The following is a 14,338-nucleotide window of genomic DNA, read 5'->3' on the forward strand; positions in this document are numbered from 1 at the left end:
GATGATCGTGACCGGGTGGATGTAGCTCTCGTACAGCACGCCCAGCACGATGTAGATCACCACCAGCGCGGCGAGGATCAGCAGCACCTCGTTGCCGAGCGAGGCGGAGAACTCGGCGGCCTTGCCGATGAACTGGCCGCGCAGTTGCGGCGGCGGATTCATGCCGCGCGTGACTTGCCCGATCGCGTCCACCGCCTGCGACAGCGAGTAGCCGGGCGCGAGGTTGAACGAGATCGTCACCGCCGGAAGCTGGTTCTGGTGGCTGACCACCAGCGGCGCGCTCACCACCGAGGCGCGCGCCACCGCCGACAGCGGCACGGTGCCACCGGTGTCGTTGAGCGTGGCGTCCAGCGAGGCATTGGCCAGCGTGGTCGCGCGCCCGCCGTTGGCGTTGCCGCTGGTGCGCACGGTCAGCTTGTCCAGCAGGTCGCGGCCGGTGCGGAATTGCGGCGCCACCTCCAGCACCACGCGGTACTGGTTCAACTGCGTGAAGATGGTGGTGATCTGGCGCTGGCCGAAAGCGTCGTACAGCGTGTCGTCGATGCTCTGCACCGGCACGCCGAGGCGGCTGGCCTGGTCGCGGTCGATGTCGAGCTTGAGCTGCAGGCCCTGCGCGGCGAGGTTGTTGCCGACGTCGGCCAGCTCCGGGCGCGCGCGCAGCGCGGCGGTGTAGCGCACGGCCCAGTCGGCCAGCTCGGCCGCGTTCACGTCCTCCAGCGCGTACTGGTAGTCGGTCGGCGCCACCCGGCTGTCCAGCTCGATGTCCTGCACCGGCTTGAGATACAGCGCGACGCCGGGGATGTTGGCTGCCGCGCGCTGCAGGCGCGCCTGCACCGCATCCAGGCCGTCGCGCTGGCCGCGCGGCTTCAGCACGACACTGAGCTGGCCCTGGTTGAGCGTCGGGTTGATCGCGCCGGCGCCGACGAACGCGGCCACGCCGGCCACCGCGGGGTCGCGGCGCAGCACCTCCGCCACCGCCTGCGTGCGCTGCAGCATCGCCGGGAAGGCGATGCTCTGGTCGGCTTCGACCACCGCGGTGATCAGGCCGGTGTCCTGCTGCGGCAGCAGGCCCTTCGGGATCAGCAGGTACAGCGCCACCGTGACCAGCACCGACAGCGCCGCCACCGCGATGGTCAGGCGCCGGTGCGCGAACACCCGGTCGAGGCTGCGCGCATAGGCGTCGAGCAGGCGCCCCCAGGCGGTGTGCGCGCCGCGCGCTTCGGCCTCGTCGTCCTTCGGCAGCGCGCCGGGCTTGAGCAGGTAGGCGCACATCATCGGCGTCAGCGTCAGCGACACCAGCGCGGAGATCGCCACCGCGATCGACAGCACCCAGGCGAATTCGTGGAACAGGCGTCCGGTCACGCCCGGCATCAGCAGCAGCGGCAGGAACACCGCGATCAGCGACACCGTCAGCGATATCACGGTGAAGCCGATCTCCTTCGCGCCCAGCTCGGCGGCCTCGCGCGGCTGCCGGCCCTGCTCGATGTAGCGCACGATGTTCTCGATCATCACGATCGCGTCGTCGACGACGAAGCCGGTCGCGACGGTCAGCGCCATCAGCGAGAGGTTGTCCAGCGAGAAGCCGGCGAAGGTCATCACGCCGAAGGTGCCGAGCAGCGACAGCGGCACGGCGATGCTGGGGATCACCGTGGCCCACAGCCGGCGCAGGAACACGAAGATCACCGCGACCACCAGGAACACGGTCAGCAGCAGGGTGAACTGCACGTCGCGCACCGAGGCGCGGATGGTCACCGTGCGGTCGGCGAACACGCCGAGATCGACCCCGGCCGGCAGCACCGCCTGCAGCTCGGGCAGCATCGCGCGCACGCGCGCCACGGTGTCGACGATGTTGGCGGCGGGCTGGCGGCGGATGTCCAGCAGCACCGCCGGCTTGCCGTCGGCCCAGGCGGCGAGCTGGTCGTTCTCGACGCCGTCGACCACCTGCGCCACGTCGCCGAGCCGCACCGGCGCGTTGTTGCGATAGGCGATGATGATGTCGCGGTACTCGCCGGCCGAGGCGAGCTGGTCGTTGCTGCCGATGGTGTAGGACTGCACCGCGCCGTTCAGCGTGCCCTTCGGCCCGTTGACGTTGGCCTGCACCAGCGCCTGGCGCACGTCCTCGAGGGTCAGGCCGAGGTTGGACAGCGCGGCCGGATTGACCTGCACGCGCACCGCCGGCTTCAGGTTGCCGGCGATGCTGACCAGGCCGACGCCCGGCACCTGCGCCAGCTTCTGCGCGATGATCGAATCGGCGTAGTTGTTGACCTCGCGCAGCGGCAGCGTGGCGGAGGTCAGCGACAGGGTCAGGATCGGCGCGTCGGCCGGGTTGACCTTGTTGTACACCGGCGGGTAGGGCAGGTTGTTCGGCAGCGTGCCCTTGGCGGCGTTGATCGCCGACTGCACGTCCTGCGCGGCGGCGTCGATGTCGCGGCTGTCGTCGAACTGCAGCACGATCGTGGACAGCCCGAACGCGCTGTCCGAGGTCATCGTCTTCAGCCCGGAGATCTGGCCGAACTGGCGCTCCAGCGGCGTGGTGACCAGCGCCGCCATCGTGGTCGGGCTGGCGCCGGGGTACTGCGTGCCGACCTGGATGGTCGGCGCGGCGATGTCCGGCAGCGCCGACACCGGCAGCGCGCGGTAGCCCATCACGCCGAGCAGCAGGATGGCCACCATCAGCAGCGAGGTGGCGATGGGCCTGCGGATGAACGGCGAGGAGATGCCCACCTCAGCCGCCCCGGCCGCGACGCCTGCCCTGTGCGGCCTCGATCCTGGCCGGCGGCGGCGTCTGCCCCGGCGCCAGCGCCAGCACCTTCGCGCCCGGCTTCAGGCGGAACTGGCCCTCGGTGACCACGCGCCCGCCCGCCTTCAGGCCGGAGGTGATCAGCAGCGCGTCGTCGCCGGCCTCGCCGCCGACCTGCACCGGCTGCATCAGCACGGTCGAGTCCGCCTGCAGCAGATAGACGTAGCTGCCGTCCGGCCCGCGCTGCACCGCCTGCGCCGGCACCACCAGCCCGCCCTGCACCGTGCTGACGCGCAGGCGCACGTTGACGAACTGGCCCGGCCACAGCTTGCCGTCGGCGTTGGGGAATTCCGCCTTCAGCTTGAAGGTGCCGGTGGCGGAGTCGATCTGGTTGTCGATCACCTTGAGCACGCCGCTGGCGATCGGCCGGTTGTCGGCGCGGTTCTGCGCGGTCACCGGCAGCGCGGCGTCGCTGCCGCCGCCGCCGCGCACCAGGTCGAGGTCCTGCTCGGGCAGGGTGAAGATCACGCTGATCGGGCGCACCTGGGTCAGCACGACGATGCCGTTGGCGTCGGAGGGCTGCACCACGTTGCCGACGTCGACCTGGCGGATGCCGGCCAGGCCGTCGATCGGCGCGATCACGCGCGTGTAGCCGAACTGCACGCGCGCGCTGTCGACGTTGGCGGCATCGGCGGCGACGGTGGCCTCGAGCTGGCGCACGGTCTGGCGCTGGTTCTCGAGGTCCTGCGCGGCGACGAAGTGCTGCCGGATCAGGTCCTGGTAGCGCCGCAGCGTGCTGCGCGCCGCGACCAGTTGCGCCTCGTCCTGCTTCTGCTTGGCCTGCGCCTGGTCGAGTGCCGCCTGGTAGCTGCGCGGATCGATCTGCGCGATCTGGTCGCCGCGCCTGACTTCCTGGCCTTCCCTGAAGCCGAGCGACTGCAACTGGCCGCCGACCTGCGGGCGCACGGTGACGGTATTCAGCGCCTGCACGGTGCCCAGCGCGTCGAGGTAGACCGGCACGTCGCGGCGCTGCACCGGCACCACGGTGACCGGCACGGCGGCGTCCGCGTCGGCGCCGCCGCGCTGCGGCCGGTGCTGGATCGTCCGCCAGGCGAGCAGGCCGATCACGGCGGCGCCGGCGACGATAAGCGCGATCTTCCCACGCGACATGCGGTTCTCCCTTGGGTGATGGTCGGCGCCGCCGTCCGCGGGCGACCGATCTCACGTTAACGCAGTTGCGCCGCGGGGGATGACATGCCTTTCGGCCTAGGGGCCGCGCCGCGCTGTCCGCCGATCCGACTCAGACCGGCGGGATGCCCGAACGTTCGCCAAGGCCGCGTCGGCGGCGCGTGCGGCGGGCCGTGCGGCCCGCCGGCGCGTGATGCGCGGTTACTCTTCGGCCGCCGCCGTGCGCAGGGCGCCGACCGCGGCCGCGCCGTGGGCGACGTGCGCGTTCGACAGGTTCTTCATCAGCGGCAGCAGCACGACGGCCAGCGCGAGGCCGCCCACCGCCAGCCAGCCGAGCCGGTTGAACAGGTCGGTGTACAGCGGCAGGGTCTGCAGCGGATCGGCGACGTTTTCCGGCACGCTGGCGTAGTTCGCCACCACGCTGCCGAGGTACTGCGAGATGCCGGTGGCGACGTAGTAGGCGCCCATCATGAAGCCGCCCATGCGCGCCGGCACGTAGCGCGCGATCATGGCGAGGCCGAGGCCGCTGACCAGCAGCTCGCCCAGCGAGTAGAAGCCGTAGCCCCAGATCATGAACCACGACGACACCTTGCCGTCGACCGCGAAGCGGCCGCTGATGCCGTAGATGAAGAAACCGATCGCGACCACCGCGAAGCCGATCGCGAACTTGCCGGCGATCGGCAGGTCGCGGCCGTTGCGGCCGAGGCGCGTGTAGGTCAGCGCCAGCAGCGGGCTGAGCAGCATGATCCAGATCGGGTTGAGCGCCTGGTACTGCGCCGGCTGCCAGGTAAACAGGTTCAGGCCGAGCAGGCTCTGGTTCCAGTCCACGTTGCGCAGCGCGAACAGCGTCAGCGAGGTGGACATCTGCTGGTAGAAGATGAAGAACAGGATGGTCTGCGCGGTCAGGATCAGCACCGCGATCAGGCCGGCGCGCTCGCTGCGCTCGCTCTTCAGGATCATGTAGGCGAAGATGGCGAGGATCGCCAGCCCGGCGCCGTACACGCACCAGCGGCCGATCTGCTGGTGCTGCAGCACGAACGCCACCGCGAACAGCGTCAGCGCGCCGACGCCCAGCACCGCGCCGAGGCGGCCCCAGCGCACCGGCGCGTCGTCCGGCTGCGAGCCGACCGCGGCCAGCGTGCGGCGCATCAGCAGGTAGTTCAGCAGGCCGAGCACCAGGCCCGCGCTGCACACCGCGAACGCCGCGTGCCAGCCCCAGTGCTCCTTGATCCACGGCGTCAGCAGCATCGACACCGTCGAGCCGATGTTGACCGCCATGTAGTAGATGGTGAACGCGCTGTCGATCTTGGCGTCGTTGCCGTCGTAGATGCGGCGCACCAGGTTGCCGGCATTGGCCTTGAACAGGCCGTTGCCGACCACGATCACGCCCATCGCGCAGTACAGGAAGTACAGGCTGTCCGACGGCACCGCCAGCAGCGCGTAGCCGACGGTCATGATCGCCGCGCCGATGGTCATGGTGCGGCGCGTGCCCAGCACCTTGTCGCCGATCCAGCCGCCGATCGCCGGCGCGGCATAGACCAGCGCGGTGAACGCGCCCCACACCAGGTTGGCCTGGTCGTCGCTGAAGCCGACCTTCTGCACCATGAACAGCACCAGCAGTGCCGCCATGCCGTAGTAGCCGAAGCGTTCCCACATCTCGATCAGGAACACCGTGCTGAACGAGCGGGTCTGGGATACCGGGGGTGTCTGCGTCGTCATGTCGATTCCGCTGCCTGGGGTTGAATGCTCTGGCGCATCGGGGGAGACGACGGTCGCCAACGAGGTGTCGCCGCCTCCGGTGGAGGGCGGGCGAACCGGCCAAGGTTAGCGCATGACGGCGCCGGGCGCGCGGGACGGGCCTATGGCACTAAGATGGCCCTTGACTCACTAGGGGAGAGGGAGGGCTATGGCACTGATCAAATGCGCAGAATGCGGCCGGGATATCAGCTCACTGGCGTCGGCATGCCCAGGCTGCGGCGCGCCCACAAAAGAGGTTGCACAGGTTGAGCCGATGACGATTCAGGCGACGTCGAAGCAGTACAAATCCATGCAACTGCTTGGCGTGCTGTTGGTTCTCGTGGGGGTTGTTGCGGGAATCGCCGAGGCGCCGGTGTTCGGAGTGACCACAGGCGTGTTGGGGCTGGCGCTCTACATCGGCGGCCGCATAGGAGGTTGGTGGGCAAACGGGTAGCCGGTAGGGCGGAATCCGCGCAGCGGCTTCCGCCACCGGGCGACCGGCTCGGCGGAAGCGCCGCTTTGCGGCGGTTCCGCCCTGCGGACGACGCGGCTCAGAAATTGCGGTCGCCGCCGATCAGGTCGCCGAGGCCGCCGAGCAGCGAACCCTCGCCGCGACGCTGGCCGCCGCCCTGCGGCGCCGCCGCCAGCATGCGTCCGGCCAGGCGCGAGAACGGCAGCGACTGGATCCACACCCGGCCGGGGCCGGTCAGGGTGGCGAGGAACACGCCTTCGCCGCCGAACAGCATGCTCTTGATGCCGCCGACCGCCTGCACGTCCATGCTCACGCCGTCGGTGAAGGCGACCACGCAGCCGGTGTCGATGTCGAGGCGCTCGCCCGGCGCGAGCTGGCGCTCGACCACGGTGCCGCCGGCATGCACGAATACCCAGCCGTCGCCCTCGAGCTTCTCCATGATGAAGCCTTCGCCGCCGAACAGCGCGGTGAGGATGCGCTTCTGCAGCCAGATGCCGAGCCGCACGCCGCGCGCGGCGCACAGGAAACTGTCCTTCTGGCAGATCAGCCGGCCGCCCAGCTCGGCCAGGTTCATCGCCATGACGGTGCCCGGGTAGGGCGCGGCGAAGGCGACACGCGCCTTGCCGCGGGCGCCGGCGTGGGTGAACAGCGTGGTGAACAGCGACTCGCCGGACAGCACGCGCTTGCCGGCGCCGAGCAGCTTGTCCATCAGGCCCGCGCCCTGGCCGGCGGCGGAACCGTCGCCGAACACGGTATCCATGCGCACGACGGCTTCCTTGTACATCAGCGCGCCGGCCTCGGCGATCGCGCTCTCGCCGGGGTCGAGCTCGATCTCGACGAACTGCATGTCGGAGCCGACGATGCGGTAGTCGATGGCGTCGGCGCCGGCGCCGCGCGGCAGCGGGGGCGGCACGCTGGCGGTCGTCCCCAGCTCGGGCACGTCGCCGATGCGCTTCCACGCGGCGAAGCCTTCCTTCCAGCAGTGGCCGTCCGGATTGCGCCGCGCCTGTTCGCGCGCCTGTGCCGCGTCGAACGGGCCGATACGGTTGCCGCCGTAGCTGAAATACCACTGTTCCATGGGCGAACTCCTGCGGGAATTGGCCGAGTCTAGGCAAGCGCCCCGGGCGCGGCGAGTGCGCCTTGTCACGCCCGCCGGGGCGGCGTCGGGCGGGCCGCGTGCAGTATGCTTGCGGCATGCGTCCCTACCTCGACCTGCTGCGCCACGTCCTCGAGCACGGCGCCGAAAAAAGCGACCGCACCGGCACCGGCACGCGCTCGGTGTTCGGCTGGCAGATGCGCTTCGACCTGGCTGCCGGCTTCCCGCTGGTCACCACCAAGAAGCTGCACCTGAAGTCGATCGTGCACGAGCTGGTCTGGTTCCTGCGCGGCGACACCAACATCCGCTACCTCAAGGAACACGGCGTCAGCATCTGGGACGAGTGGGCCGACGCCGAGGGCAACCTCGGCCCGGTCTACGGCCGCCAGTGGCGCGCCTGGCCGACGGCGGACGGCAAGGTGGTGGACCAGATCGCCTGGGTGCAGGACGAGATTCGCCGCAATCCCGATTCGCGCCGGCTGGTGGTCAGCGCCTGGAACGTGGGCGAGCTGCCGAAGATGGCATTGATGCCCTGCCACGCGCTGTTCCAGTTCTACGTGGCGGACGGCAAGCTGAGCTGCCAGCTCTACCAGCGCTCCGGCGACATCTTCCTCGGCGTGCCGTTCAACATCGCCAGCTACGCGCTGCTGACGCAGATGATGGCGCAGGCGACCGGCCTCGCGCCGGGCGAATTCGTGCATACGCTGGGCGACGCGCATCTCTACAGCAACCACGTCGAACAGGCGCGCGAGCAGCTCGCGCGCGCGCCGCGCCCGCTGCCGCGCCTCAAGCTCGATCCCGGCGTGCGCTCGATCTTCGACTTCCACTACGAGCACGTGGCCATCGAGGGCTACGATCCGCATCCGGCGATCAGGGCGCCGGTGGCGGTGTGATCCCGCAACCCGCGCCAAGGAGCCTGTGCCATGAGCATCTCGCTTATCGCCGCGCTGGACCACGACCACGCCATCGGCAAGGACGGCGTCATGCCCTGGCATCTGCCCGACGACCTCAAGCGTTTCAAGGCGCTGACCGTCGGCACGGTGGTGCTGATGGGCCATCGCACCGCGCTGTCGATCGGCCGCGCCCTGCCGGGGCGGCAGAACCTGGTGCTCAGCCGCCGCCACGAGGCGCCCTATGCCGGGCAGGACACGGTGCGCTCGCTGGACGAGGCGGTGGCGATCGCCGACGGCCGCGCGCTGATGGTGATCGGCGGCGGTGAGGTCTATCGCCTGGCGCTGCCACTGGCGCGGCGCATGTACCTGACCTGGGTGGACGCGCGCGTCGAGTCCGCCGACACGTTCTTCCCGCGCGTGCGCTTCAGCGAGTGGGTGGAAACCTCGCGCGTGCACCATGCAGCCGACGCCCGGCACGCCTGCGCGTTCGATTTCGTCGAATACGTGCGCGAGTGAAGGCGCTGCACGTCGTCGCCGGCGTCCTCGGCGACGCCGCGGGGCGGGTGCTGCTGGCGCAGCGTCCGCGCGGCAAGCATCTGGCCGGCCTGTGGGAGTTCCCCGGCGGCAAGGTGGAGCCGGGCGAGTCGGCCCACGTCGCGCTGGCGCGCGAGTTGCGCGAGGAGCTGGGCATCGAGGCGCACGGCTTCGCGCCGCTGATCTCGGTGCCGTGGCGCTATCCGGAGAAGACGATCCGGCTGCAGGCGCTGCGCGTCGCCGCCTGGCGGGGCGAGCCGCATCCGCACGACGCGCAGGCATTGCGCTGGGCGCTGCCGCGCGACGTCGACGCGGCGACGATGCCGCCCGCCGACCGTCCGCTGCTGGCCGCGTTGCGCCTGCCGCCGCACTATCTGGTCACGCCCGCCGATGCCGATCCGGACGCGCTGCCGGCGATGTTCGACGCCGCGCTGGCGCGCGGCGAGCGGCTGTTCCAGTTGCGCCTGCCGGGCCTCGCCCGCGACGCGCTGCGCGCGCTGGCGCAGGCGCTCGCCGCGCGCTGCCGCGCCGCCGGCGCCGATCTCCTGGTCAACGCCGACGTCGGGCTGGCGCGCGAGCTCGGCATCGGCGTGCACCTGCGCGCGGCGCAGTTGACGACGCTGGAGGCGCGGCCGCTGCCGTCCGGCGCGTGGGTGGCGGCGTCCTGCCACGACGCCGCCGAACTGGCGCGTGCGGCCGAACTGGGCGTGGACTTCGCCACGCTGTCGCCGCTGCGCCCGACCGCCAGCCACCCCGGCGCGCCGGCGCTGGGCTGGGCGCGCTTCGCGACGCTGCTCGAGGCGGGCGCGCTGCCGGTTTATGCGCTGGGCGGCGTCGGTCCGGACGACCTGACCCTGGCGCGCGTCGCCGGCGCGCTGGGCGTGGCCGGCATCGGCGCATTCTGGAACCGTGACGCCTGACGCGCAGGCGGCTCCGCGCGTCCGGCCTCGCGCGGCGTAAATGCAGGAGCGACCGTGGTCGCGACCGCGAGGTTCCGCTTGCCCGCGTCCGCCGCTCAGAGCCTGAAGCGATTGCGCACCGCGTGCGCGGTCGGATCGCCGGCCTGCTTGAGCGCGGCGCGCCTGAGATAGTCGGCGTGCAGCGCGGCGACCGCGGCGTCCAGCGCGTCTTCCGGACCGCCGTTGTCGATCACGTCGTCGGCCAGGGCGAGGCGCGAGCCGCGGCCGACCTGCGCGGCCAGCATGCGCCCGGCCTGCTGCGCGTCGATGCCGTCGCGGCGCATCAGGCGCTCGCGCTGCGCGGCCTCGGGGACGTCCACCACCAGCCGGCGGTCGACCCAGCCGTACGCCGGCCAGGTTTCCACCAGCAGCGGGATCGCCAGCACGCAGTAGGGGCCGCGTTCGGCGGCCACGCGCGCGCGCAGCCATTCCTGCACGCGCGGATGCACGATCGCCTCGAGCTTGCGGCGCGCCGCGGCGCTGGCGAACACGCGCTGGCGCAGGCGGCGGCGGTCGAGCGTGCCGTCGGCGGCCAGCGCTTCGTCGCCGAAGGCGGCAAGGATCTCGGCCAGCGCCGGCTGGCCCGGCGCGACCACCTCGCGCGCGGCCACGTCGGCGTCGTGCACGGCGACGCCGAGCGCCTCGAAGCGGCGCGCCACCGCGCTCTTGCCGCTGGCGACGCCGCCGGTCAGCGCGACCACGAACGGAGCCGGTTTCGCGCTCACCGCAATCCGGCCAGCCGCAGGTAGGCGCCGAGCAGGGCGTCGCCGGCGACGAACCACACCCAGCCGGCCGCGGCGAGGAACGGGCCGAACGGAATCGGCACCGAACGGTCCTGGCCGCGCAGCTTCAGCACGGCCACGCCGACCAGCGCGCCGATCAGCGAGGAGAGCAGGATCACCGGCAGCAGCGCCGACGGCCCCATCCACGCGCCCAGCGCGCCGAGCAGCTTGAAGTCGCCGTAGCCCATGCCTTCCTTGCCGGTGAGCAGCTTGAAGATCCAGTACACGCTCCACAGGCTGAGGTAGCCGATCGCCGCGCCGAGGATCGCCGCCGCCGGCGCCACGTACAGCGGCACCAGCGCCAGCAGCAGGCCCAGCCACAACAGCGGCAGGGTGATCTGGTCGGGCAGCAGTTGGGTGCGCACGTCGATGCCGGCCAGCGCGACCAGGCTCCAGGTGAACGCCAGCGCGGCGGCGCCCTGCGCGGTCGCGCCGAACTTCCACACCACCAGCGCGCTGAGCACGCCGGTCAGCAGCTCCACCAGCGGGTACTGCGGCGAGATCGGCGCCCCGCAGTAGCGGCAGCGGCCGCGCAGCAGCAGCCAGCCGAACAGCGGGATGTTGTCCCACGGCGCCAGCCGGTGCTTGCAGTGCGGGCAGTGCGAGGCCGTGCGCACGAGATCGGGCGGCGCGGGGTCGGCGTCGGCGTCGGGCAGCTCCAGCACGTCGCGCGCGTCGCGGCGCCAGGCGTGCGCCAGCCGCGCCGGCAGGCGCAGGATCACCACGTTGAGGAAACTGCCGACCAGCAGTCCCAGAACGGCTGCGGCGGCCGTGGCCGCCGCAGGGGAAAGCAGGATCGACGCGGGCATCGCGCGGCTTACACCGTGGCGGCCAGTTTGAAGATCGGCAGATACAGGCCGACGACCATGCCGCCGACCAGCACGCCGATGATCACCATGATCATCGGCTCGAGCAAGGTGCTGAGGGTGTCGACCGCGTTGTTGACCTCTTCCTCGTAGAACTCGGCGACCTTGAACAGCATCTTGTCGAGCGCGCCGGATTCCTCGCCGATCGCGGTCATCTGCACGACCATGTTGGGGAATATGCCGGTCTGGCGCATCGCCAATTGCAACTGGTGGCCGACCGCGACGTCCTCGCGGATGCGCTTGATCGCCTCGCCGTAGGTGACGCTGCCGGTGGCGCCGGCCACCGCGTCCAGCGCCTCGACCAGCGGCACGCCGGCGCGGAAGGTGACGCCGAGCGTGCGCGCGAAGCGCGCGATCGCCGACTGGCGCAGGATGTTGCCGATCACCGGGATGCGCAGCGACATGCGGTCGACGAAATGGGCGAACCTGTCCGAACGCTTGTACGCCGCCAGCGCGCCGACGACGCTGCCGATCAGCACGACCAGCATGAAGAACACGTTGTTCTTCACGAAGTCGGAAGTGGCGACGATCATCTTGGTGAACGCGGGCAGGTCGGCGCCGGCGTCCTTGAACACCTGGGTGAACACCGGCACCACGAAGATCAGCAGGATCATGCTGACGAGCAGCGCGACGGCCAGCACCATCATCGGGTAGAACAGCGCCTTCTTGATCTTCGACTTGATCGCCTCGATGCGTTCCTTGTAGGTGGCGACGGTGTCGAGCACGGTGTCGAGCACGCCCGCCGATTCGCCGGCCTTGACCAGGTTGCGGAACAGTTCGTCGAACTGCAACGGGTGGCGGCCGAGCGATTCGTACAGGGTGGAACCGCCCTCGATCGACGTCTTGATGTCGGCCAGCATGTTCTTCATGCGCGGGTTGCGCTGGCCGCCGGTGATGATGTCGAAAGCCTGCACCATCGGTACGCCCGACGCCATCATGGTGGCGATCTGGCGGCTGAAGACGGCGATGTCGCGCGGCTTGATGCGGCTGCCCGAGGCGCCGAACAGCGGCTTCGACTTCTCGCGCACCGTCTGCGGGTTCATGCCTTGGCGGCGCAGCTCGGCCTTGACGAGATTGGCGCTCTTCGCCTGCATCTCGCCCTTCATCTTGGTGCCGCGCTTGTCCAGCGCGATCCATTCGTACATGGACATCTGGCTGACCTGGGCGCGAGCGGCGCCGACGTCGCGGATGTTCTTGGCGGCTGCGGTGGCTGTGGCCATGGTTAGAGCCTGCTGGATGTCGGGACAGGGGCCGCGCGCACGATCAATCCTTGGTCACGCGGTTGATTTCGGCCAGGCTGGTGACGCCGTTCCTGACCTTGAGCAGGGCCGAGGCGCGCAGGTCGCGCACGCCGGCGCGCTTCGCCGCTTCGGCGATCTGCAGCGCGTTGCCGCCGGCCAGCACGATCTTCTGGATCTCGTCGGTCATCAGCATCACCTGGTAGATGCCGACGCGGCCCTTGTAGCCCTCGTTGCAGCCGGAGCAGCCGACCGCGTCGAAGATGTGCATCCCCGCATCGATTTCCTGCTGGGTGAAGCCTTCGGCGAGCAGCGCCGCGGCGGGCAGCTCCAGCGGCTTCTTGCAGTCGTGCAGGCGGCGCGCCAGGCGCTGCGCGATCACCAGCGTCACCGACGAGGTGATGTTGTACGGCGCGATGCCCATGTTCATCAGGCGCGCGATGGTCTGCGGCGCGTCGTTGGTGTGCAACGTGGACAGCACCATGTGGCCGGTCTGCGCGGCCTTGATCGCGATCTCGGCGGTTTCCAGGTCGCGGATCTCGCCGACCATGATCACGTCCGGGTCCTGGCGCAGGAACGAGCGCAGCGCGGCGGCGAAGGTCATGCCGCGCTTGACGTTCTGCTGCACCTGGTTGACGCCGGGCAGGCGGATTTCGACCGGGTCCTCGACGGTGGAGATGTTGCGGCCGTCGGTGTTGAGGATGTTCAGCGCGGTGTACAGCGACACGGTCTTGCCGGAGCCGGTCGGGCCGGTCACCAGCACCATGCCGTACGGCCGCTCGATGGCGCTGAGGAACAGGTTCTTCTGGTCCTCCTCGTAGCCGAGCTTCTCGATGCCGAGGCGCGCCGCCGAGCCGTCGAGGATGCGCAGCACCACCTTTTCGCCGAACAGGGTCGGGCAGGTGCTGACGCGGAAGTCGACCGCCTTGCCCTTGGACAGGTTCAGCTTGATGCGGCCGTCCTGCGGCACGCGGCGCTCGGCGATGTCGAGGCCGGACATCACCTTCAGGCGCGAGGCGATGCGCGTGCTCAGCTTGATCGGCGGCGACGCCACGCTGCGCAGGATGCCGTCCATGCGGAAGCGCACGCGGTAGTTCGCCTCGTAAGGTTCGAAGTGGATGTCCGAGGCGCCGCGCTTGATCGCGTCGACCAGCACCTTGTTGACGAACTTCACCACCGGCGCGTCGTCGTTGGCGCTGGCGTCGACACCGCCGCCGCCGGCCTCGCCTTCCTCGTCCGTGCTGCCGAGATCGAGGTTCTCCAGGCCCTCGGCGTCGTCGAGGCCGGCGATCGAGGGGCCGGCATTGTTCAGCGCGTGCTCGATCGCGCGCTGCAGGTGCTGGTCCTCGACCAGGATCGGCTCGACCGTGCAGTTGGAGTGGAACTTGATCTCGTCGAGCGCGCGGAAGTTGGTCGGGTCGGAGATGCCGACGAACAGGCGATTGCCGCGCTTGAACAGCGGCAGCGCGCGGTGCTTCTGGATCAGCTCCTCGCTGACCAGCTTCACCGGCATGTGCACCGCGTCCAGCGCGGTCACGTCGAACAGCGGCATGCCGAACTCGGCCGAGGCGGCGTTCGCCACGCGCGTGCCGTCGACCAGGCCGTGTTCGACCAGGTACACGCTGATCGGGATTTTCTGCTTGGCCGATTCTTCCGCCGCGGTGCGGGCGTCGGCTTCCGGCAAGGCGCCCTCGGCCACCAGCCGGCGGGCGATGCCCGTCAGTCCGATGACCGCGGTAGGGTTCATCTGGGTCGCCATAGGAATGTTCTGTAAGCCCCCGAATCCGCGGCCAATGTACCGCAAAAAGGCGCGACCGTGGCAGACCTGCCGCG

General features: G+C 70.4%; 12 protein-coding genes. 4 read left to right on the plus strand and 8 right to left on the minus strand.

Annotation, left to right across the window (positions count from 1 at the left end):
- The 3 genes from ABFC67_RS04140 to ABFC67_RS04150 all read right to left on the minus strand — a co-directional run.
- A partial coding sequence (locus ABFC67_RS04140) for an efflux RND transporter permease subunit (protein ID WP_346736778.1) occupies window positions 1-2,724 on the minus strand: 2,724 nt, incomplete at its 3' end.
- A gap of 1 nt (window position 2,725) precedes the next feature.
- Entirely contained in the window at window positions 2,726-3,910 is a 1,185-nt protein-coding gene (locus ABFC67_RS04145; protein ID WP_346736779.1) for an efflux RND transporter periplasmic adaptor subunit, read from the minus strand.
- Window positions 3,911-4,129: 219 nt separating this feature from the next.
- Window positions 4,130-5,647 carry an oligopeptide:H+ symporter gene (locus ABFC67_RS04150; protein WP_346736780.1) on the minus strand — a complete coding sequence of 506 codons (1,518 nt, stop codon included), beginning with the start codon at window positions 5,645-5,647 and terminating at the stop codon, window positions 4,130-4,132.
- 187 nt (window positions 5,648-5,834) lie between these two features.
- Here ABFC67_RS04150 and ABFC67_RS04155 point away from each other — a divergent pair, with 187 nt between their 5' ends.
- Window positions 5,835-6,119 (plus strand): hypothetical protein, encoded by a 285-nt coding sequence (locus ABFC67_RS04155; protein WP_346736781.1) that lies wholly within the window; start codon window positions 5,835-5,837, stop codon window positions 6,117-6,119.
- A gap of 97 nt (window positions 6,120-6,216) precedes the next feature.
- Here the strand turns inward: ABFC67_RS04155 and ABFC67_RS04160 are convergent, their stop codons facing one another.
- Window positions 6,217-7,215, minus strand: coding sequence for an AIM24 family protein (locus ABFC67_RS04160; protein ID WP_346736782.1), 999 nt, complete (start codon window positions 7,213-7,215; stop codon window positions 6,217-6,219).
- Window positions 7,216-7,331: 116 nt separating this feature from the next.
- On the opposite strand from ABFC67_RS04160, the gene ABFC67_RS04165 reads away from it, so the two are divergent.
- The 3 genes from ABFC67_RS04165 to ABFC67_RS04175 are packed head-to-tail and all read left to right on the plus strand — an operon-like array spanning window position 7,332 to window position 9,580.
- Window positions 7,332-8,126 (plus strand): thymidylate synthase, encoded by a 795-nt coding sequence (locus tag ABFC67_RS04165; RefSeq protein ID WP_346736783.1) that lies wholly within the window; start codon window positions 7,332-7,334, stop codon window positions 8,124-8,126.
- A gap of 30 nt (window positions 8,127-8,156) precedes the next feature.
- Entirely contained in the window at window positions 8,157-8,642 is a 486-nt protein-coding gene (locus tag ABFC67_RS04170; RefSeq protein ID WP_346736784.1) for a dihydrofolate reductase, read from the plus strand.
- Window positions 8,639-9,580, plus strand: a complete 942-nt coding sequence (locus ABFC67_RS04175; RefSeq protein WP_346736785.1) for a Nudix family hydrolase — start codon at window positions 8,639-8,641, stop codon at window positions 9,578-9,580. Before ABFC67_RS04170 ends, ABFC67_RS04175 begins: the two co-directional genes overlap by 4 nt.
- A 95-nt stretch (window positions 9,581-9,675) precedes the next feature.
- Here the strand turns inward: ABFC67_RS04175 and coaE are convergent, their stop codons facing one another.
- Genes coaE through pilB form a run of 4 tightly spaced genes read right to left on the minus strand, consistent with a single transcriptional unit; the run spans window position 9,676 to window position 14,264 of the window.
- Window positions 9,676-10,344 carry a dephospho-CoA kinase gene (gene coaE, locus ABFC67_RS04180; protein WP_346736786.1) on the minus strand — a complete coding sequence of 223 codons (669 nt, stop codon included), beginning with the start codon at window positions 10,342-10,344 and terminating at the stop codon, window positions 9,676-9,678.
- Window positions 10,341-11,210: a prepilin peptidase gene (locus ABFC67_RS04185; protein ID WP_346736787.1), complete on the minus strand. Its 870-nt coding sequence runs from the start codon at window positions 11,208-11,210 to the stop codon at window positions 10,341-10,343. The genes coaE and ABFC67_RS04185 overlap by 4 nt, the downstream gene beginning before the upstream one ends.
- Window positions 11,211-11,218: 8 nt before the next feature.
- Window positions 11,219-12,487 (minus strand): type II secretion system F family protein, encoded by a 1,269-nt coding sequence (locus tag ABFC67_RS04190; RefSeq protein WP_346736789.1) that lies wholly within the window; start codon window positions 12,485-12,487, stop codon window positions 11,219-11,221.
- Between the two features lie 43 nt (window positions 12,488-12,530).
- Window positions 12,531-14,264, minus strand: a complete 1,734-nt coding sequence (pilB, locus tag ABFC67_RS04195) for a type IV-A pilus assembly ATPase PilB (RefSeq protein WP_346736790.1) — start codon at window positions 14,262-14,264, stop codon at window positions 12,531-12,533.
- Window positions 14,265-14,338 lie beyond the last annotated feature (74 nt).

Source organism: Mizugakiibacter sp. (assembly GCF_039680435.1).
Lineage (GTDB): Bacteria > Pseudomonadota > Gammaproteobacteria > Xanthomonadales > Rhodanobacteraceae > Mizugakiibacter.